Source organism: Bradyrhizobium sp. 23AC (assembly GCF_054863025.1).
The window spans coordinates 84,019-103,306 of sequence record NZ_JAVAYN010000005.1 but is presented as its reverse complement, the minus strand read 5'-3'; the positions used below and the strand labels follow the sequence as shown (position 1 = coordinate 103,306).

At 65.1% G+C, this 19,288-nt stretch carries 20 protein-coding genes and 1 pseudogene; 9 read left to right on the top strand and 12 right to left on the bottom strand.

The annotated features are described in order from the left end of the window. Positions 1-1,161: 1,161 nt before the first annotated feature. Complete coding sequence (locus RAD10_RS14135) at positions 1,162-2,022, bottom strand: LysR family transcriptional regulator (protein WP_461617973.1); 861 nt, start codon at positions 2,020-2,022, stop codon at positions 1,162-1,164. Between the two features lie 102 nt (positions 2,023-2,124). Here RAD10_RS14135 and RAD10_RS14130 point away from each other — a divergent pair, with 102 nt between their 5' ends. Beyond that, on the top strand, positions 2,125-3,117 hold the full coding sequence (locus tag RAD10_RS14130) for a zinc-dependent alcohol dehydrogenase family protein (protein ID WP_461617972.1): 993 nt from the start codon (positions 2,125-2,127) through the stop codon (positions 3,115-3,117). Between the two features lie 111 nt (positions 3,118-3,228). On the opposite strand, the gene RAD10_RS14125 is transcribed toward RAD10_RS14130, so the two are convergent. Together RAD10_RS14125 and RAD10_RS14120 are read right to left on the bottom strand one after the other, a co-directional pair. Beyond that, positions 3,229-3,423 carry a hypothetical protein gene (locus tag RAD10_RS14125; RefSeq protein WP_018322145.1) on the bottom strand — a complete coding sequence of 65 codons (195 nt, stop codon included), beginning with the start codon at positions 3,421-3,423 and terminating at the stop codon, positions 3,229-3,231. Positions 3,424-3,838: 415 nt separating this feature from the next. Then, entirely contained in the window at positions 3,839-4,912 is a 1,074-nt protein-coding gene (locus tag RAD10_RS14120; RefSeq protein WP_461617971.1) for a hypothetical protein, read from the bottom strand. A gap of 244 nt (positions 4,913-5,156) precedes the next feature. Between RAD10_RS14120 and RAD10_RS14115 the strand changes: the two genes are divergently transcribed. Next, the gene (locus tag RAD10_RS14115) at positions 5,157-6,191 is read left to right on the top strand and encodes a patatin-like phospholipase family protein (protein ID WP_461617970.1); all 1,035 of its coding nucleotides are present in this window, start codon (positions 5,157-5,159) and stop codon (positions 6,189-6,191) included. On the opposite strand, the gene RAD10_RS14110 is transcribed toward RAD10_RS14115, so the two are convergent. Both RAD10_RS14110 and RAD10_RS14105 read right to left on the bottom strand, forming a co-directional pair. Then, positions 6,192-6,620: a CBS domain-containing protein gene (locus tag RAD10_RS14110; protein WP_461617969.1), complete on the bottom strand. Its 429-nt coding sequence runs from the start codon at positions 6,618-6,620 to the stop codon at positions 6,192-6,194. Between the two features lie 190 nt (positions 6,621-6,810). Further along, positions 6,811-7,632 carry a rhomboid family intramembrane serine protease gene (locus RAD10_RS14105; protein ID WP_461617968.1) on the bottom strand — a complete coding sequence of 274 codons (822 nt, stop codon included), beginning with the start codon at positions 7,630-7,632 and terminating at the stop codon, positions 6,811-6,813. Between the two features lie 265 nt (positions 7,633-7,897). Here RAD10_RS14105 and RAD10_RS14100 point away from each other — a divergent pair, with 265 nt between their 5' ends. The 3 genes from RAD10_RS14100 to RAD10_RS14090 all read left to right on the top strand — a co-directional run bounded on the left by RAD10_RS14100 (position 7,898) and on the right by RAD10_RS14090 (position 10,587). Continuing rightward, positions 7,898-8,200: a GIY-YIG nuclease family protein gene (locus tag RAD10_RS14100; protein ID WP_461617967.1), complete on the top strand. Its 303-nt coding sequence runs from the start codon at positions 7,898-7,900 to the stop codon at positions 8,198-8,200. A 590-nt stretch (positions 8,201-8,790) separates the two neighbouring features. Further along, entirely contained in the window at positions 8,791-9,345 is a 555-nt protein-coding gene (locus tag RAD10_RS14095; RefSeq protein ID WP_461617966.1) for a PAS domain-containing protein, read from the top strand. Between the two features lie 108 nt (positions 9,346-9,453). Further along, the gene (locus RAD10_RS14090) at positions 9,454-10,587 is read left to right on the top strand and encodes a DJ-1/PfpI family protein (RefSeq protein ID WP_461617965.1); all 1,134 of its coding nucleotides are present in this window, start codon (positions 9,454-9,456) and stop codon (positions 10,585-10,587) included. 8 nt (positions 10,588-10,595) lie between these two features. Here RAD10_RS14090 and RAD10_RS14085 read toward each other — a convergent pair whose 3' ends face one another. Further along, a complete protein-coding gene (locus RAD10_RS14085) occupies positions 10,596-10,982 on the bottom strand; it encodes a COG4315 family predicted lipoprotein (RefSeq protein ID WP_461617964.1) in 387 nt (128 codons plus the stop codon). Between the two features lie 146 nt (positions 10,983-11,128). Here RAD10_RS14085 and RAD10_RS14080 point away from each other — a divergent pair, with 146 nt between their 5' ends. Both RAD10_RS14080 and RAD10_RS14075 read left to right on the top strand, forming a co-directional pair. Next, positions 11,129-11,635: a GNAT family N-acetyltransferase gene (locus RAD10_RS14080; protein WP_461617963.1), complete on the top strand. Its 507-nt coding sequence runs from the start codon at positions 11,129-11,131 to the stop codon at positions 11,633-11,635. A 126-nt stretch (positions 11,636-11,761) separates the two neighbouring features. Beyond that, positions 11,762-12,064 carry a hypothetical protein gene (locus RAD10_RS14075; protein ID WP_461617962.1) on the top strand — a complete coding sequence of 101 codons (303 nt, stop codon included), beginning with the start codon at positions 11,762-11,764 and terminating at the stop codon, positions 12,062-12,064. 78 nt (positions 12,065-12,142) lie between these two features. On the opposite strand, the gene RAD10_RS14070 is transcribed toward RAD10_RS14075, so the two are convergent. Then, positions 12,143-14,113, bottom strand: a complete 1,971-nt coding sequence (locus tag RAD10_RS14070; RefSeq protein ID WP_461617961.1) for a DEAD/DEAH box helicase — start codon at positions 14,111-14,113, stop codon at positions 12,143-12,145. Positions 14,114-14,395: 282 nt separating this feature from the next. Here RAD10_RS14070 and RAD10_RS14065 point away from each other — a divergent pair, with 282 nt between their 5' ends. Continuing rightward, positions 14,396-14,749: a cupin domain-containing protein gene (locus RAD10_RS14065; RefSeq protein ID WP_461617960.1), complete on the top strand. Its 354-nt coding sequence runs from the start codon at positions 14,396-14,398 to the stop codon at positions 14,747-14,749. 20 nt (positions 14,750-14,769) lie between these two features. Here the strand turns inward: RAD10_RS14065 and RAD10_RS14060 are convergent, their stop codons facing one another. The 5 genes and pseudogenes from RAD10_RS14060 to RAD10_RS14040 form a co-directional block, all read right to left on the bottom strand. After that, on the bottom strand, positions 14,770-15,282 hold the full coding sequence (locus RAD10_RS14060; RefSeq protein WP_461617959.1) for a hypothetical protein: 513 nt from the start codon (positions 15,280-15,282) through the stop codon (positions 14,770-14,772). A 139-nt stretch (positions 15,283-15,421) separates the two neighbouring features. After that, positions 15,422-15,532 (bottom strand): annotated as a pseudogene (locus RAD10_RS14055) (efflux RND transporter periplasmic adaptor subunit); the annotation flags it as partial. A 27-nt stretch (positions 15,533-15,559) separates the two neighbouring features. Further along, positions 15,560-16,435: a class I SAM-dependent methyltransferase gene (locus RAD10_RS14050; RefSeq protein WP_461617958.1), complete on the bottom strand. Its 876-nt coding sequence runs from the start codon at positions 16,433-16,435 to the stop codon at positions 15,560-15,562. Between the two features lie 201 nt (positions 16,436-16,636). After that, positions 16,637-17,437 carry an SDR family NAD(P)-dependent oxidoreductase gene (locus tag RAD10_RS14045; RefSeq protein WP_461617957.1) on the bottom strand — a complete coding sequence of 267 codons (801 nt, stop codon included), beginning with the start codon at positions 17,435-17,437 and terminating at the stop codon, positions 16,637-16,639. A gap of 61 nt (positions 17,438-17,498) precedes the next feature. Then, positions 17,499-18,392 (bottom strand): NAD(P)/FAD-dependent oxidoreductase, encoded by an 894-nt coding sequence (locus RAD10_RS14040; protein WP_461618236.1) that lies wholly within the window; start codon positions 18,390-18,392, stop codon positions 17,499-17,501. A 211-nt stretch (positions 18,393-18,603) separates the two neighbouring features. Between RAD10_RS14040 and RAD10_RS14035 the strand changes: the two genes are divergently transcribed. Continuing rightward, positions 18,604-19,287 (top strand): TetR/AcrR family transcriptional regulator, encoded by a 684-nt coding sequence (locus RAD10_RS14035; protein WP_461617956.1) that lies wholly within the window; start codon positions 18,604-18,606, stop codon positions 19,285-19,287. The last annotated feature ends 1 nt before the right edge of the window (position 19,288 follow it).

Genomic DNA, 19,288 nt, shown 5'->3' with positions numbered 1-19,288 from the left:
ATTATGACAGTTTTAAGTCAGGTGGTGGTTAGTGGGCGTTAGAGACTATGACGGTCGTGCGAAGCTCTCGTGTCCCCGACGCGCTGCAGCGTTCTTGAGCTGCTGCGCAGAGCCGGGGCACGAGAGCGCAGGTGCGCAACTGTTTCATCGTCATTGCGAGCGCAGCGAAGCAATCCAGAGTCTGCCCGCGGAGGGATTCTGGATTGCTTCGTCGCAAGAGCTCCTCGCAATGACGGCGTGTGTAGCGGCGCCGGGCGCCTCTCTCGTGTCCCGGACGCGCTGCAGCGTTCTTACGCTGCTGCGCAGAGCCGGGACCCAGAAGGCCACGCACGCGCTGATGCATGGGCCCCGGCTCTGCAGCGCACCGCCGAACCGGACGATGCTTCGCATCGCCGGGAGAGCGCTGCGCTGCGTCCGGGGCACGAGACCGTTGGCGAATGACTGACATGGGATCGCATCCTCGCGGCGCATTTCGCCCGAGCTTTGCTTCGATGCCTCACCCTCAATTGAAAGAGGGCGCAGGGAAGACCGGGTGCCGGCTGGCACCCGCGGTCCACTGTGCGAAACCTGCGTGACAAGAAGTTGCACAGCGGCATACAGGTGTAGCCAGGACATCCGGCCTTCCCTGCGCAGTGGCTTTACGGCTTATGTCGTGCTCTCCCCGGGGAGCGTTGCACTATTGCCCCCGTCGCCTTGCGGATGGCTGACGGATACGTCCGGTTGGACGACATCCATCACCGCAAGACTTGACGCACAGACCCCGGGCGTCAGGACCACACGATTTTGCCGTACGCCAATCACACCGGTCGTATGCGCGACACCCTCGCTCACGGTTGCCCGCCCTGCGAAGCCCTTCGCGCCGATGCCATCAGCGTCCACCGCCGCCCGGCCCGCGTTCGTGACGATCGCGATACGCCCCTCTTCCTTGGGCCGGGTTGCCGCGACACATACGCCGTTTCCGAATTTCGGCAAAGTGGAATATTTTTGGCACGCGTGATTGACCGGTATTTTGGGTGTTTTGCCCGACGGGCAACGCAAGGGCTTGTGGCCCCGTAATTCGTAGGGTGGGCAAAGGCGCACGGCGCCGTGCCCACCACCTCTCTCCAATCGGGTTCATCGTGGGCACGCTTCGCTTTGCCCACCCTACGGCACCGTGGCGGCCTACGGACCCGGGCCCGCCAGCCTCTCGATCACGATATCGAGCAGCGCGCGCAGACGGGCGAGGCGCCTGAGATCGCGGTGATAACCGACATAGGTGTCGCGGCCGGGCGGCGCCGTTCCGATGTCGAGCGCGACCAGACGGCGGTCGCGGTCGCCGAGCGGACGCGGCAGCACGGCAAAGCCGTCACCGCTGGCGCAAAGCTCGGCCTGCACCTGCCTGTTGTTGCTGCGCGAGGCGATTGCCGCATTCGGCAACGCGCGCTTCAGCCAGACGGCGTCCGGCATGTCGGCGAACTCGGCATTCATCGTCACGACGCGGACAGCGCTGCCGTCGCCGGCGCGCGGCGGCTTGCTGCCCTTCTTGCCGTAGAGCGCGTAGGGAATGTGCAGCAGCTTTCTGGAGATCACCTCGGGCTCGCTGAACGGCTTGATGCGGAAGACGAGATCGGCTTCACGCCGCGGCAGGCTGTAGAGCCGCGCATCGGTCAGGAGCTCCACCGTCACCTTGGGGTGACGCTTGCCGAACGCGGCGATCACCGGCGACAGCATCACCGTCCCGAACCAGTCCGACGACGACAGGCGCAACAGGCCGTCGAGCTCCGTCTCCGCGCCGGATACGTGACGCTCCAGTGCGAGTGCCTCCTCCTCGATCCGCTCGGCATGGCGGAGCACGGCGGCGCCCTCGTCGGTCAGCACCAGGCCATCCGCCGTGCGCTGGAACAGGGTCTGGCCCAACGACGTCTCGAGCGCGCGAAGCCGCCGGCCCATCGTCGGCTGGGTCTGGCCGATTTTTCGTGCGGCAGCGCCGAGCGTGCCTTCGCGCGCAATTGCCAGGAAGATGCGCAGATCGCTCCAGTCCATCAGGATTCCCGCCATACAAAAATGTATGACGAGCGTACAGCCTTGTTCCTTCTCATGCAAAATTTCATGGGCATATTGCGCCGATCACGGAGCAAGACGATCATGACGAGACAATCGACAATGCGCGCCGGAGTCCTGGAGACCCACAACGCTCCCTTGCGCCTCTCAACCATCTCCACGCCCGAGATCGGCCCGCACGACGTGCTGGTGCGGGTGCGCGCGAGCGGGGTCAATCCGCTCGACACCAAGATCCAGGCGGGCGCCGCGGCGCATGCGCGCCATCCGCTGCCGGCGATTCCAGGGATCGATCTCGCCGGCGTCGTCGAACTGGCCGGGCGCGAGGTGACGCGGTTCAAGCCGGGCGACGAGGTCTACGGCATGACCGGTGGTGTCGGCGGGGTACAGGGATCGCTGGCCGAATTCGCCGCGGTCGACGCCGATCTCCTCGCGTTGAAGCCGGCCAATCTCAGCATGCGGGAGGCTGCCGCCCTGCCGCTGATCGTCATCACGGCCTGGGAAGGCCTGATCGACCGGGCAGCGTTGAAGACGGGCCAGAAGGTATTGATTCATGGCGGTGCGGGCGGCGTCGGTCATGTCGCGATCCAGATCGCGCGCGCCTTCGGAGCGGAGGTGTTCGCAACCGGCTCGCCGTCGCAGCGCGCCACCATCGAAGGTTTCGGCGCCGTATTCATCGACCGCGGCAGCTCGGTCGAAACCTACGTGACGCAGCATACCGGCGGCCGCGGCTTCGACATCGTCTACGACACCGTAGGCGGCAAGGTGCTCGACGCTTCCTTCGAAGCAGTGCGCCGCTTCGGCCATGTGGTGAGCGCGCTCGGCTGGGGCACGCATGCGCTTGCGCCGCTGTCATTCCGGGCGGCCACCTATTCAGGCGTGTTCACGCTGCTGCCGCTGCTGACAGGCGAAGGCCGCGCGCATCATGGAGAGATCATGGCGCAAGCCACGCGCCTCGCCGAGACCGGCAAGCTCGTGCCGCTGCTCGACGCCAGGCGTTTTACGCTGGAAAGCGTCGACGAGGCCTATGCGCTGATCAGGGATCACGCCGCCAAGGGCAAGCTGGTCGTCGATGTCTGAGGTGCAGCTTGTGGCCCGGATGGAGCGCAGCGCAATCCGGGGTTCTCGCTAAGAGCACGAAGGCCCCGGATTACGCTGCGCTCCATCCGGGCTACGGAGCTGTGCTCGCCGCTAGTCCTCGCTGGACGCGGCGGAGCGATTGCGCAAGTAGGCCTGCGACAACAGGAAGAACAACGCGCGCTCGCCATGATATTTGGCGGACGGCCGGGTGCGCTCGAAACCGTCGGCAAAGATCTTGCCGGACTGGTCGCACACCTGCCATCGCCAGCCAAACCGCTTGCGCCTGGTGAGGATCACTTCGAACATGCCGACGAGCTTGGTCCCCTGCTCCTTGCCGGTCTCGCAAAGGCATCAAGCCCCTGCTCCGGCCTCCCCCATTAGACGGATGCCCGACATATAACCCAGCGGAGTGGAAAGAGAATAAAATTGATGATCGGAAATACGTCTCTTGCACCGTTGTGATGAAGACGCGAGGTGCGGGAATAAGCTTTCGCCTGCGGTGTTTTCTTCGGCCCCAGGAGAGCAATCAGCTGGCGCTTGCAGTATTCAAAGCAGAACACAGGGTGCGATGGGGATGAGCACTTACTCACCAGCCCCCATGACCGACGCGGCGGTAACAGGAGATGCATGCTCGTGCGCTCGATGAGAATTTCTGTGCAGGCGTCAGGTCGGTGTCAGGTTGCGGGCGGCACCGCCGCCAGGACCTTAGCGCGCAAGGGCCTTAGCGCGCGACGACTTCGACCTCGCCGTCGACGCCGTTGACGACATTGAATCCGCGCTCGTAGACCTTGCCCTCGTTCTTGGCGATGGCGCGGTATTCTCCTTCGGAGAGCACCACGCGCGGGAAGGCGCCGATCGATTCCTTGATGACGTCGCCGCCCGGGGTCAGCACCGACCAGGCGGTGTTGGCAAGCGCCTCGCCGCCCCTGTCGCTGACCAGCTTGAGGGTGATCACGGCAGCACGGTGGGTGATGGTGACGTCGGTGAGCTTGCTGGCCTGGACGCGGATGTCGGAGCGCACCACCGAATTGGCGTCGCCATAGTTGGAGATGATGTAGTAGGTGCCCTCCGGCAGCAGCACGACGTCGCCGGCGGCGACGTTCGGCACCAAGGAGGCGCGCTCGCCGGATTCGAACTGGCTGCCCTTGTAGATCGCGAACGAGATCTGGTTCTGGGGAATGCGGCTGGTCCCGACCCGGCCCTCGATCCGCAGGCCCCCGGCCGGCAGCACGAAGGACTCGCGGTCGGTCTCGGCCTTCAGGCTGACGGTGCGCACCGCGCTGACGAGGCCGAAGGCGACGTGCACGACGTAATTGCCCGGCGGCAGCACGATGTTGGGCGTGGCGCTGCGGTCCTCGCGGATCAGCTTGAAGGTGCCGTTCTCGTCGGGACGGTCGGCAAACACGCGCCAGACCAGGCCGCTGGTGATCGCCGGAGAATCCTTGCCGTATTTCGCGGTCAGCGACAGCACGCCCTGTCCGGGCACGGCCGCATTGAGCGGGGCGGCCGGCGGCACGGTCGTGACCGCGGGCGGCGGCATGCTCGGGGTGGTCGGCTGCATCAGGGTCGGCGGCAGGCTCGGGGGGCCGGCGCCCGGCCCGGAGGGCGGCGCCAGGCTGACGGCGCCACCGGGGTCTGGTACCGAAGCCGGTGGGACCGGCGGCGGACGATCCGAGAAAAGCTGAGCCCGCGCAGCGTTTTGGCCTGAGGTAACGAGGCACGCGGCAAGGATCAGCGCCGGCAGCAGCCTGCCGCTGCGCCGCCATCCGATGATGCCGTCACCCCCGCGTGTCATGCCCCCTGCTTTTCACCGAAAACGCGGCAAATTCAAGCCTCTGAAACCCCAGGAAATACGGGCCCGTGCAGATCGATGGAACCCGATTACGCCTGCGTGATTACACCAGAGGCAACCGTCCCTCGCCATACTCCTGCCCCGTGCCCTTTCCAAAGCGGCATAAACCATGCTTCGCGCCTGATATGGCGAAGCGCAAATGCGGTGCCTAGTCTGACGGTGCAGGCCCCGGCGTAGGAGAGTTTCGGTGCTAGACATCTTGAAGGGGCGTGGCGCGAACGGCTCGAACGGTGAGAAGATTGGCCTTGGCCCCACCCGCCGGCCGGTCATCGGCCTCGCCCTCGGCGGCGGCGCGGCGCGCGGCTTTGCCCATCTCGGAATCCTCAGGACCCTGATCGCCAACGGCATCGTGCCCGACGTCGTGGTCGGCACCTCCATCGGCGCCGTGGTCGGCGGCCTGCATGCGGCCGGCCGGCTCGAGACGTTCGAAGAGTGGGGGCGCAGCCTGCAAGGGATGCGCAACATCCTCGGCTATCTCGACATCCGCCTCAACGGCTCCGGCCTGCTCGGCGGTGAGAAGCTGGCGACCCGCCTCGTGAACGCGGTCGGACAGACCCTGATCGAGGACCTGCCCATCAAGTTCGCAAGCGTCGCGACCGAGGTCCGCACCGGCCACGAGATCTGGCTGACACGCGGCCGCGTCGTCGACGCGATGCGCGCATCCTACGCCCTGCCCGGCATCTTCTCGCCCGTCCTGATCGGCGACCGCTGGCTGGTCGACGGCGCGCTGGTGAACCCGGTGCCGGTCTCGGCCGCCCGCGCGCTCGGCGCCGAAATCGTCATCGCCGCAAATCTTTCCAGCGACATCTTCACCCATTCCACGACGATCTATTCGCACGGCGCACTGCCCACGCCGGTCGCTCCGGGGGCCGAGGAGCCGACGGCCAAGCGGCGCTTCCCGCGCCTGTTCTCGCCCGAGAGGACGATGAAGCGCGAGTTCTTTGGAGGTAATGGCCGGCCCGGCATCTCCTCGGTGATGGTGGATGCCTTCAACATCATGCAGGACCGCATCACCCGCGCCCGCCTTGCCGGCGATCCGCCGGATCTGTTGATCACGCCGCGGGTCGGCCAGTTCGGCTGGTTCGACTTCCACCGCTCCGAAGACCTGATCGCTCATGGCACCCGCGCTGCTGAGCGCGCGCTGGAGTCGATCCAGGAGGCGATCCATGTGCTGGCGCCGGCGCCCGAAGGCACCGCGCCGAAAGCGGGCGAGCAGACCTGATCAGGCCGTCTTGATGTAGTCGCGCAGGGCTTCCTGCTCGGACTCGTATTCCTGGACCCGGCGCTTGACGATGTCGCCGATCGAGATCAGGCCGACCACCTTGCCGTTGTCGATCACGGGCAGATGGCGGAACTTGCCTGACGTCATCATCTCCATGAGCTCGGCGACCGTGTCGGTCTCCTTGCAGGTCACCACCTTGCGGGTCATGACCTGAGCGACCGGCTCCTCCAGCGCGCCGGCGCCGCGCTCGCCGATCACGCGCACGATGTCGCGCTCCGACAGGATGCCTTCCAGCCGGCTCTGGTTCATCACCAGCACTGCGCCGATCTTCTTCTCACCGAGCAGTTTGACCGCGGCGACCAGCTTCGCGTCGGGCTCGACGCTCACGATCTGGTGGCCCTTGGTGTTGAGAATGGAACGTACCGTCATTGTTGCCTCCCTGAATCGGACCCGTCCGCCTCTTGGCGGTCCGGACTTGTTCTTCGAGTCTTCAACTAACAGTTTAGGCGCCGGTTGCAGGCTCAGGCGCTTTGCGAAGCATCGCCGCTAGCGGCTTGCAGCTTCGGAACATTCTTCCCGCAAATGATGGATGAATTCGGGCCGCGCCGCAAGCGCCGCTTCAAATACGGTCTGAAACGTCCTGTGATGACGCATCCGCAGCATCGTTTCGCACGCGCGGCACGGGATCGAACAGCGCGAACAGCAGCAGGCCGGCGAAGAAGCCGCCGATATGCGCCTGCCAGGCCACGCTCGTGGTTTCGGAATCGATGCCGATCGCACCAACGCCGAAGATGATGTTGACGCCGAACCACACGGCGAGGAAGCCGACCACCCGCCCGTCGCGCAACGCGCGCGACAGTGGCAGCGCCGGAACCCTTGCGGCGGTATCGGCGTCCGACCGGTTGAATGACAGGAAGCTGCCGCGGACGAACGCGAAGCGGATCGCGGCAGCCATCGCGCCCGACACCGAGGCCGAGGCGCCGATCATCGGCGCCACCGCGTGCTCATGGGTGACGAGATGGGCGAGCGCGCCGGCCGCCGCCGTCACCGCCAGAAACAGGAAGAACCTGACCGCGCCGAAGCGCCGCGCCAGCGCGCTGCCGAACGGCAGCAGCCACAGCACGTTGAAGCCGAGATGGGTCAGATTGGCGTGCAGCAGCGAATAGGTGACGAAGGTCCAGACCTTGGCACCCGCCCCGCCGGGGATCTGCAGGTTCAGCAGCGAGGAATCGTAGCGCTTGGGGATGAAGCCGAAGACGTCGATGGTCCAATTCTCGAGCTCCGGCGGCAGCAGCACCCGCAGATGGATCACCGCCAGCAGGACGATATAGGCGGTCAGCGCCACAGGCAGCGTCAGGACCGGCTCGCGTGGAGCGTCCTCATGGGCGGCCGGCAGGCCGGGCTGAGAATCCTGCGGCGGAGAATCGTGCGGGGAATCCAAGGCAGCTTCGCTTTCAGGCGCGATCGGAACGATCCGTTTGGAGATAGTCGCCTTTGCCGGCCTTGCGCAAGTGCACAAAAGGAAATCCTGAAACGGACGTCTCATTTCGATGCCGGAGGCTCTGCTGAGCCGGGATACGAAGCCAGCCCAGCCCGTGTCCCGGACAAGGTGCGGCACGAAGTGACGCGCCGCAGAGCCGGGACCCAGATTGGCGGCAAGCTCGAATCGTGCAACTTTAGGTAGTCACCATGTTCGGGCTTAGCCTATGCGAACCGCCTTCTTCGTCTACATCCTCGCGAGCAAACGAAACGGCACGTTGTATGTCGGCGTCACCAACGACCTCGCCCGCCGGATGACCGCCCACAAGGCCAAGCTCGTGCCCGGGTTTACGAAGCAGTATGAGGTGACCCTGCTCGTCTGGTTCGAAACCTACGAATCCATCCTTGAAGCACGAGCCCGCGAGCATTCGCTGAAACGATGGCGGCGCGCCTGGAAGCTCAAACTGATCGAAGACCTCAATCCGGACTGGCGCGATCTGTCGGACGAACTGAATTCGCTGGCGAACTGACTGGGTCCCGGCTCTGCGCCGCAGCGCTATGCGCTGCAACGCGTCCGGGACACGGAACGCTCGTGTCCCGGACAAGGCGCGGCACGAAGTGACGCGACGCAGAGCCGGGACCCAGAAATGCCAAGCACTCGCTGCTGCGTGGGCCCCGGCTCTGCAGCGCATCACTGAAGAAGTGCTGCGCTGCGTCCGGGGCACGAAGCCTGATCGCTGAAAAAGGAAAAGGCAGGGCCCTGGGAAGCCCTGCCTGTCCGTGTCGGCCTTCCGGTGCCGGAGGAATGAAGGTGTATCCCCACCCCTCCCCGCGGCCCGTGACCAAACTGTTTGACGCCCTGTGTACAGGCCCCGCCGAGAACCTGGATGAAAGCGGCGAGGCTTGCGACTGCGATCACCATAGCAGCGCCGCGCGAAGGGCAAAGGCCATAGTTAATTTAACGTTAACAACGCAAAGACCGCCTTAACGAGGGCGAAAACGCCCTCCCGGCATGGACGCTGCAAATCCCCTCCTGCACAACATCACAAGGGATCGCGGGTGCACTGAAGCGGGACAGCTTTGTCCCTTCGAGGTTGCACCCCGGGATAAGCGTTCAGTCATGAAACATCCGTCGAGCCGCGCGTTCTTCGCGTATTGGGACAAGAAGCGCGGCGCCGCACGGGCTCCCGACAGGGCCGACATCGATCCGGCCGCGGTCCGCGGCCTGCTCGGCGACATTTTTGTCCTCTCCTGCGAGCCCAATCTCGGCTTTCCCTTCCGCGTCGCGGGCACGCGCGTCTGTGCTCTCGCGGGGTGTGACCTCAAGGACCAGAGCTTTGCGGCGCTGTTCACGGCTGCGAGCCGCAGCGAGATCGAGGAGATCACCACCATCGTCGCCGACGAGGCGTTAGGTGCGATCGCCGGCGTCACGGCCGCGCGCGAGGACGGCAGCAAGGCCTATCTCGAGCTGTTGCTGCTGCCCTTCAACGCCCGCCCGCACACGCCGGTGAGCGTCACAGGCGTGCTCGCGCCGTTCGACGACGAATGCCGCGCGCTTTCAACCTTCACCCTCACCTCCTGGCGCTATCTGCACCAGCCGGAGAAGCTGCTGCCGCGCGCGATCCGCAAATTGCAGATCGCACGCGGGCTGATGGTGTATGAGGGGCTGAGATAGTCTCGCGCACGCGGATGGCCGTTTTTGCCGGATCTGCGTCATTCCTGATGTCGTCGCCAAGGGTTAGCTTCCGCCTCGCATGAAGCACGAGGTTCGGGTGACATCATCATGACATGGCGCGTTCTGGCGTTGAGCGGCCTCGGCTGCGTGGCGCTGCTGGCGGCAATCGGCGGAACCTGGCTGTTCCTGCTGCCTGGCGCGCCGGCTCAGGGAACCGCGCCTGCGATTTCCAAGGACGAGACCGAGGCGACGCTTGCGGCGCTGAAGCCGCCGAAGCGCAAACGCCCGCTGATCGCGATCGTCGGCATCAACGACATGAGCGAGACGACCGACTATCTGATGCCATACGGCATCCTCGCGCGCGCCGATGTCGCCGACGTCCTCACATTGGCGACGCAGCCCGGACCCGTCACGCTCTATCCCGCGCTGAAAGTGCACCCGCATGCGACCATCGCCGAGTTCGACGCGGCGCATCCCGATGGCGCCGACTACGTGATCGTGCCCGCGATGAGCCGCGAAGACGATGCCGTGGCGCTGCAATGGATCAGAAGCCAGGCCGGCAAGGGCGCGATCATCGTCGGCGTCTGCGTCGGCGCCAAGGTCGTTGCCAACACCGGACTGCTCGACGGCCGGCAGGCCACCACGCACTGGTATTCGGTGCGCGATCTGCAAAAGCATGCCGCAATCCGCTACGTCGCGGACCGCAGGCTGGTGGTCGATCGCGGCGTCGCGACGACGACCGGCATCACCGCGTCCATGCCGATGGCCCTGACCCTGGTCGAGGCCATCGCCGGCCGCGCCAGGGCCGAGGCGGTCGCCCGCGACATCGGTCTTGCGGAGTGGAATGCGCGCCATCACAGCGCGGCGTTCCAGTTCACACGCCCGTTCGCGCTGACGGCAATCGGCAACACGCTCGCATTCTGGAACCGCGAGCAACTCGGACTCGCGCTGACGCCAGGCATCGACGAGGTCACGCTTGCGCTTGTCGCCGATGCGTGGTCGCGCACCTATCGCTCGCGTGCCCTCACCTTCGCAGCCACGGCAGAGCCGCAGACGAGCCGCGGCGGTCTCCGCATCCTGCCGGACAAGGTCGCTGCCGATTGGCCGGCATCGCTAACGCCGCCTGATACCGTCGACTTGCCGCCGGCGCGAGCGCTGGACCAGACGCTATCCGCCATCGATGCGCGCTACGGCGCGCGCACGGCCGACTTCGTCGCGATGCAGCTCGAATATCCGAGATAGATGCGCCGTTACGGCGTCGCCAGGTGCCAGGCGCCGTTCAAGAAGCCGTCGCCGGTGACGTCGCCGGGCTTCTGGTCCTTGGCGAAGGTGTAGAGCAGCTTGCCCTTGTAGGCCCACTGTTTCGAGCCGTCGTCGCGGGTGATGATGGTGTAGCCGTCGCCCGCTGCATCGCTCGCCTCGGCCTTCAGCACCGGCCAGTTCGTCGCGCATGGACCGTTGCAGGCGGACTTGCCGTCCGCGTCCTTGTCGAAGGTGTAGAGCGTCATGCCCTTGGCATCGGTGAGCACGTTGCCCTTGTCGGACTTGCCGGTCTTGGTCGGCGGTGCGGCCAAGGCGGCGGGAACGATCGCGAGCGAGAGTGCCAGCGTCAGCGCGAGGCGGATCGAGGACGTCATGATATCTCCTGTCATGCAATTGGCTTGCATGGGTAGGACGCCGCGGGAGGCGTCGTATTCCCGAGATGGCGGCAAAGATATTTTTCGCTGCGCGCGCCGATGCGGCGGAATAAACTGGATCAACCGAGACGGAACGACGGAAAGACATGAGCAAGCCGCATTGGCGTCCCGCGCACGCATCCGACCTGCCCGCGATCAGCGCGATCGCGGCGCAGATTCATCCTGATCTCCCTGAGAGCCCCGAGGTGCTCGCGGAGAAGATGCGGCTCTATCCCGAGGGATGCCGCGTGCTGGTCGCCGGCGATGAGATCGCCGGCTACGGTCTCGCGCATCCCTGGAAGCGGCACCGGATTCCGCCGCTCGACGGCTTGCTCGCACGACTGCCTGACGATGCGGATTGCCTCTACGTCCACGACGTCGCGGTCCTGCCCGATTTTCGCGGCGGCGTTGTGCGCCCCTATGTTGCTGATGTCGAACAGCTGGCGCGTGCGTCAGGCATCGCAACGCTCGCGCTGGTCTCGGTCTATGCCACGCGGCCGCTGTGGCAACGTCTCGGCTTTCGGCCCGTCACGGCGGACGCGGCACTGCGCGCAAAGCTGGCATCCTATGGCGAAGGCGCGACGTACATGCTGCGCGACCTTACCGCGGCGTAATGTCCCTCGCCGGCCAGCCGGCTCACGCGGGCGTGAAGCCGCACGCTCGAACCGGGTCGGATCAGGCTCCGTCGAAGGGATGTGCGAGCCGTTCCGGTCTCGCCGAACCGAGGCTGGAGAATATCCATGAAGCTCACATTGTCGAAGATTGCTTTGATTACATGCGTTGCGGCGAGCGCGTTCGCCGCGACCAGCGCCAACGCGGCGCCACACCGAACCGATGGTTGCCAGTTCGGCTTCTTCGAAAGCTGTGGCATCGTGTTCGAGCAGCCGAACCCCGGCCGCTCCCGCAGCAGCGTCATTCCCGTCCGCGATACCTCGCCGACCTACATGAAGCAGACCGACCCGCGCTACAGCTCGTCGATGCGCGATGCCGGCGGCGGTGGTGGTGGCGGCGGAGGCGGTGGTGGCGGCGGCGGTGGCCGCTGAGCTCACACCCGACTTTTCAGATGATGTCGCCGGTGCAACCCGGCGGCATCATTGTCGTCTGCGCTGAACGGTGCCGGTTCAGCCGCGATTCTTTTTCTTCTTCGGCTTTTTTCCAGGCGCGCCCTTCGCGGGCCACGGCGTAACCGACGGCTCTGCGTGACCCGGCTTGTTCTTGTGCTTCTTCTTGCCGAAAGACGGAGCATCGTCGAATTTCGGCCCGCGCTCGCCTTGAGGCTTGCTGCGCGGCTTGAACTCACTTTTGTCGCGCGGACGATCGTCGCGACGCTCACGATGATCGCTGTCGCGGCTCTCGCGCCGGGGCGGGTGTGACCGCTCTTCCGCAGGCGCCTGTTGCTGCGGCGCGCCCGCCATCGGCTCAAGGCGGATATTGTCTTCCTTGTCCGGACGCTTGATCTTGACCGCAAAGGACTCCGCGACCCGCTCCGAAATCTCGAACTCGGTCGTGGTGTCCATGATCTTGATGGCGCCGATATCGCCCTTGTCGATGCCGCCGCGACGGCAGATCATCGGCAGCAGCCAGCGCGCTTCCGCATTCTTGCGTCGTCCGATGTTGGCGCGGAACCAGACGCTGGCCTCTCCCATGCCGTGACGCGGCGAGGATTTGCCTGATTTCGATCGCGGCCCCGCAGGGCGATCATCGCCGCGTGAGGTGCGGCCATCGTCGCGCGGCGTGCGAACATTGTCCCGACCGCGATCATCGCGCGGCCGGCCGCTGCGCTCGCCGGGATCGAGGATGTCTTCGGGCGACGGCAGCCGCGCGCGATAAAGCCGCGCCAGCGCCGCGGCGATGTCCTCGGCCGGCCGCTCGGCCAGCAGGGCCTGGGCCAGTACCAGATCGTCCGCCGTCGTCTCCTCGGTGAACAACACGTCCTTCATGCGCTCATGATCGAGCTTGCGGATTTCGTCCGCCTGCGGCGCCGTGCCCCAGTCCGCGTCGACACCTGCGAGATTGAGCAGCAGCTCCGCGCGACGCCGCCGGGCGGGCGGCACCAGCAGGACGCTGGTCCCCTTGCGTCCGGCGCGCCCGGTTCGGCCCGAGCGGTGCTGCATCACCTCGGCATCATTGGGCAGGTCGGCATGAATGACGAGGTCGAGGCTCGGCAGGTCGATGCCGCGGGCGGCAACGTCGGTCGCGACGCAAACGCGCGCGCGGCCGTCACGCAGCGACTGCAACGCCATGGTCCGTTCGTTCTGCGTCAATTCACCCGACAGAGCGACCACGGAAAATCCGCGCTCCAGGAGCGCCGCCTGCAAATGCCTGACGTGATCGCGCGTGCTGCAAAACACCAGCGCGCTCGGCGCCTCGTAGAAGCGCAGCACGTTGACGACCGCATGCTCGGCGTCGGCGGGCGCGATCCGGATGGCGCGGTACTCGATATCGGCATGACCGCCTTCGTCGCCGGCGACTTCGATCCGGAACGCCTGCTGCTGATATTGCTTGGCCAACGCGACGATGCCGCGCGGAAAGGTCGCCGAGAACAGCAGGGTGCGGCGCGTCTCCGGCGTGGTCTCGAGGATGAACTCCATGTCCTCGCGAAAGCCGAGATTGAGCATCTCGTCCGCCTCGTCGAGCACGACCGCTTTCAATTCCGAGATGTCGAGACGGCCGCGGCGCAAGTGGTCGCACAACCGGCCGGGCGTACCGACGACGATGTGAGCGCCCGCGGCAAGCTCGCGCTGCTCGCGGCGCGGATCCATGCCGCCGACGCAGGAGACGACGCGCGTCTCCGCATGCTGGTAGATCCAGGCGAGCTCACGCTGAACCTGCATCGCGAGCTCGCGGGTCGGCGCCACGATCAAGGCGAGCGGAGCGGCCGCCCGCTCGAACCGCTCGGCATCGCCAAGCAGATCCTTGGCCATCGCGAGGCCATAAGCGAGGGTCTTGCCGGAGCCGGTCTGGGCCGAAACCAGGAGGTCACGGCCGGCGGCTTCGTCCGCGAGCACGGCGAGCTGAACGGGGGTCGGCGAATCGTAGTTCCGCTCGGCCAAAGCGCGGGCGAGCGGCGGGGTCAGGGCCGGAAAAGACACGGGATGGAGAACCTTGGTTAATTCAGGCGCGCAAACGGTGAGCCGAGGGGCCTGAGCTGCATGCGCGGCAAACGGCCCGGCCGCACGCTGATTTGATCTGTGCGCTCTTTACGCCAAGTGTCCGGAAATCACCATGCCTATGATGCATGGCTTCGCGCAGAGAACCCCGCTTAGAGGTTGCAGAGGATTTTTACCGCCACCTCGATCGGTCGATGGATACGGTCTTGCCGCACCGGCCATCCGATACCAAATCGTTTCTCACCAGAGAACAATGGGGGAAACATGGCTGACAGCATATCGCTCGCCGACAAGCTCGCGACCTTTGAGGACCTCTGGTCGCCGCGCACCATCACGACCTTCAATGATTGCGACGTGATGGTGGTGAAGGTGAAGGGCGAGTTTACCTGGCACAAGCACGACGACACCGACGATTTCTTTCTGGTCCTGAAGGGCCGTCTGGATATCGAATTGCGGGACCGCACCGTGACGCTCGGTCCGGGTGAGCTCTATGTCGTGCCCAAAGGTGTCGAGCATCGCCCGGTGGCGCGCGAGGAGGTTCATCTCCTGCTCATCGAGCCGACCGGCACACCGAACACCGGCGACAAGGCAACCGCCGCATCGCGCAAGCTCGCATAGAGGCAATTCCCCCGGCGGGTCTAATCCCTGGAGGTCGCCAGCTTGCTGAAACTGCCGACCAGCCTGGCCCTCGCCCGGGCCACCGCGTCCTTCGCCGCGCCGCTCAAGGTGCGGATGGCGCGCCAGGCTTCGGTCGCCTGCAGCCACGCCTTCGCCGCGGCGTATTTTCCGTAGGCCCAGGCAAAGGCGGGAATCCGCATCAGCTTGTCGCGCGTGAGATGAAACAGGCGCTCGACCAGCACCAGCTTGAGCAATTCGCCGACAATGAACGTCACGGCGCCGCTCACGACTTGACCGGTTGCGGCAAGGTAGGCCGCCACCGGCTTGACCGGCTCCAGAATGATCACAGGTACGGAAAACAGGGCGAGCGACGGATAAGGCGGGAGCCTCCTGATCCAGACGCGCAATCGCCTGAATTCGAAATGCCGTCCGATCCAGCGCGCTATTGGCCGCGCCACGGCCATGAAGACCGCGTCCACCACGAAGTAGATGGCAGCCAGCACGTAAGTGACGGGTTTCAGGATTCGCTTCACGATCGCTCTCCTGGGAACTGAAAGCCGCAACCTCGACCTAAGTTTCACCGCGGCGTGAATAACTCGAGGATTTCCGGTGGAACTTTTGAGGCGACGGGCACCGTGACTGGACTAGGCTGTGTACTCATTAAGCAGCTGTGCTGCGCTCCGGGGTCTCGGCGTCAAAATGCGCGGTCGCAACCACAACCGGCCGCGGCGGTTCGGCTTTTTGCGCCACGGTATCCTTGCACCCGGCCAGCGCAGCGGCCATCAAGGCCAGCGAGGGGCGTCTCCCCTGCTAATCGCTATCAGCTTGCGCGGGATTGCGCGCCGTGACGATCCACGTCGCGCCGTCGATCATCACCGACCGCTCGCCGGGGCAGTCCGCGAAGGCGGCACGAACCACGGCCGAGGCGCGGGCGCGGATGTCGTCGGGCTGATCAAGAAGCGCGCGCGACAGCGGGCCGACCTCGAACGTCATCTTCACCGCGTCGTCGATCGCCGCGTCCCGCGTCGCGCCCTCGCCAAACGGGACGGAAGCATCGAAGGGCGCGATAGCGATATCGTTGAAGCCGGCCCCCGTCAGGATGCGCGCCACCCGCCCCCGGTCGCCGAACGAGAACGGGCCGGGCGTTTCGGGATCGGGCGGCGCGGTCGCCGGGACGATGCCCTTAATCGCGCCCATCGGCAGGCGCATCCAATCGTTCTCGGCCGCGCCACGCCAGCAGACGAAAGCGAGCCGCCCGCCCGGCCTGAGCGCGCGGCGCATATGGGCGAACGCGCCTGTCGGATCGTCGAAGAACATCACCCCGAAACGCGAGAACAGGATGTCGAACGCCCCCTCGGGCAGCTCCGCGCTGCTGGCGTCGGCGACGCGGAACAGGGTTGGCGTATCCTGTGGCGCGAGCGCGCGCGCTCGGGCGATCAGCGGTTCGGATATGTCCACGCCCAGCACTTGGCCCCCCGCGCCGACGCGGGCGGCCAGAGCCAGACTCGACGCGCCCGCGCCGCAGCCGACGTCCAGCACGCGCTCGCCCTTCGCGGGCGCGGCGGCTTCGATCGCGGCCTGACCGAACACGGCCGCTATGGCGTCGAGCCGGGCCTGGTGGGCGACCCAGCGCTCCCCGCTTTGGTCATTCCAGCCGGCGGCTCGATCGGCATTGTGCTGTGCCATGACATATCCTTGTTCTCTAAACTGTCCGATGCCAAAGCGCGCATCGTCTCCAGCGAGCAGCGAGGGCGAACGGGATGAAGCGATCCATTCTCCGCTGATCCTTGAGAGGAACGACCAGATCCGGATCGAAGCTCCGCGTACATCGTCAGCCTTCAGAGCCCCCGCTTGTTCGATGAGCTCCGCACGCCAGCGCTCCTGCAGTTAACCGTCCACTATTCTTTTCAAAGTGGCCCTTTGCATTGATCGCGGCGTCAGACGATTTGAAAAGGCTGCCATCTTGTTCGCGAGGCCCGGGATCACCATGGCCTTTCCTTCCATAAGCGCCCGAACGCCGCTCGCGGCGACCGGACGCGGCTTCATGGTGAGGAGGCGCAGCAAGGCCGTTGTGGCTGCGCCGGCTGCCGCATCGAAGCCCGTCGCGGTGTGCCCCGGGCAGAGAGTGGTAACAACCACACCATGCAAGCGGAGTTCGTCGTGCAGGGCCTCGCCAAGGGCGAGTACATATGCCTTGGTCGCCGCATAGGCCGCGTAGCTGGGAACGGCTTGGAAGGCCATGAGACTGGCGACGAGAAGGATATGTCCAGAGCGCCGCGCGGCCATGTCACGGCCGAACAGGTAGGTCAGCTCTGTGAGCGTCGTGATGTTGAGCTGGATCATGTCTGTCGTGCGCTCGATCGGCGTGTCCAACAAAGCGCCGTGCAAGCCGTATCCGGCATTGTTCAGCAAGATGTCGATCGTCACCGACCTCGCATCGAGACTGCTTTTCAAGTGGCTGGCGGCGCCCGGCGCGGCAAGATCGATCGCCTCGACCAGCACGTCCACCCCGTATTTGCGGCGGAGATCGGCGGCAAGCTTTTCCATCGACTCCCGCCTTCGGGCCGCCAATACGAGATTGACTTTCTGCGCAGCCAGGAGATCTGCGAAGTCGAGGCCGAGGCCACTCGACGCCCCGGTGATCAGAGCCCATTTTCCGGCGAAGCTGTTCATTGGTTCTTTCGACATCGTTCTCTTCCTCAACTCCAATTCGATGGCACGCGGCAATCGGAGAAGGGAATCTGCGCTCTCAAACCACCATCGACTGCTGGGCGAAGATACCCGCCATCGCGCCCTGCGATGATGCCTGGGTGACCGAGGGCAAGAAGGGCGTGGTGAGGTCGCCGGCGGCGTAGATGCCAGGCGTGCTGGTTTGACGGCGTTCGTCGACCTTGAGGACGATGCCGGCGGGCGTAGCCACGGTGGCAAGGCCCAGTGCTTCATGCAGGCTTGCGGACGGCTTGTTGCGCGGATTGGCGAACAGGATGTCGACCGCGACATTGCGGCCGGTATCGAGATTGACGGTGGCGATATGGCCCTGGTGATGGGCGATCTCGACGATCCGGCCATCGACGAGAGGTATGTTGCGGCGCGCCAGATCGGCCTGGATATCGGGCGGAATGTCGTGACCATCGGCGAAGAGCGTCAACTTGTCAGTCCAATCGTGGAACAGCCTGACCTGATTGTGCGACTGCGGGCTGGACCAGACGAGGCCCCAATGCTGGCCGGCGACTTCAAAGCCGTCGCAATAGGGGCATGGCACGATGGACGTGCCCCAGCTTTCGGCGTAGCCGGGAACATCAGGCATCTGGTCGGCGACGCCATAGCTCAGGATCAGACGACGCGCCGCAAGGCTTTCACCATCGCCAGTAAGGACAGAGAAATTGTCGATGGCGCCGGAGACGCTGTCGGCCCGGGCACTGACAAGCTTGATCGCGGGATAACGCGCCAACTGCCGCCGCGCCTCCGCCAGGATGTCCAGCGGCGGCTTGTGATCGTGGCCGAGCAGTCCATGCGAGTGGCCGGCGAAGCGGTTGCGTGGCAGACCGGTATCGAGAACGGTGACCTTGCGGCGGGCGCGGCCGAGCTGCAAGGCGCCGGCGAGACCAGCAAAGCTGCCGCCGATGATGATGACGTCATCCATGGTGATGGGCTCCGTGTTGTGGATGGAGGGAGACGAGTTGGGCTTGGCGGTGGCCTGAGCGCGGGCGAGGCCGATGGCGGAAAGCGCGGCCAACTTCAGCAGGGCTCGTCGTTGCATCGAAGGAGTCACCCTACCCCCTGGCTTGCACATTTCAGATACTTCATGGTATCGTAATTCAAGAATTAGGATACTGTCAAGTACTGGAATTGCCGTGACCGAAAACAGCCAGGGCCGGCGCGGCCGGCCCGCGAACGAGGCGCTTGGCCAAACCATCATCGACGCCGCGCGCGAGCTCTTTGTGGAGTTGGGTTTTCAAGCGACGACAATGGACAAGGTCGCCCAGCGAGCGAAGATATCCAAGCTCAGCATCTACAGGCACTTCGAGAACAAGGAGGCGCTGTTCGGCGCGGCCATGGCGGCCGGCTGCCATCAGTTGTTTGCACCACAGGCCCTTCTTGAAGGCGTCGACGGTTCGGTCGAAGATCAGCTCGTGGCGGTGGGATCATCACTGCTTCGCACGCTGTTGAGATCAGACGTCCGCAGCCTCGAAGCCATGGTCATGGCCGACAAGACGAGTCAAAACGCGTTAAGCAAGCTCCATTTCGAAGCCGGCCCCGCCCATGTCATCGCCGAAATCGAGGCCCTGTTGCGTCAGTTGCACGCGAAGGCGGTTCTGAACGTGCCCGATCCTCTCCGGTCCGCCCGCTTGTTCGCCGCGCTTTTCAAAGGATCCGATCTCCTGATGATCGCACGCTTCGATCAGGCGAAAGCAGAGGACGACAACGAAATCGAATCCTATTGCCGATCGGCCGTCGCCATGTTCATCGCCGCGCACCGTGACAACGACCAAGTGGGCGGAGATCTGCCTGCCTCAAGGTCAAAAAACAAAATTTGAA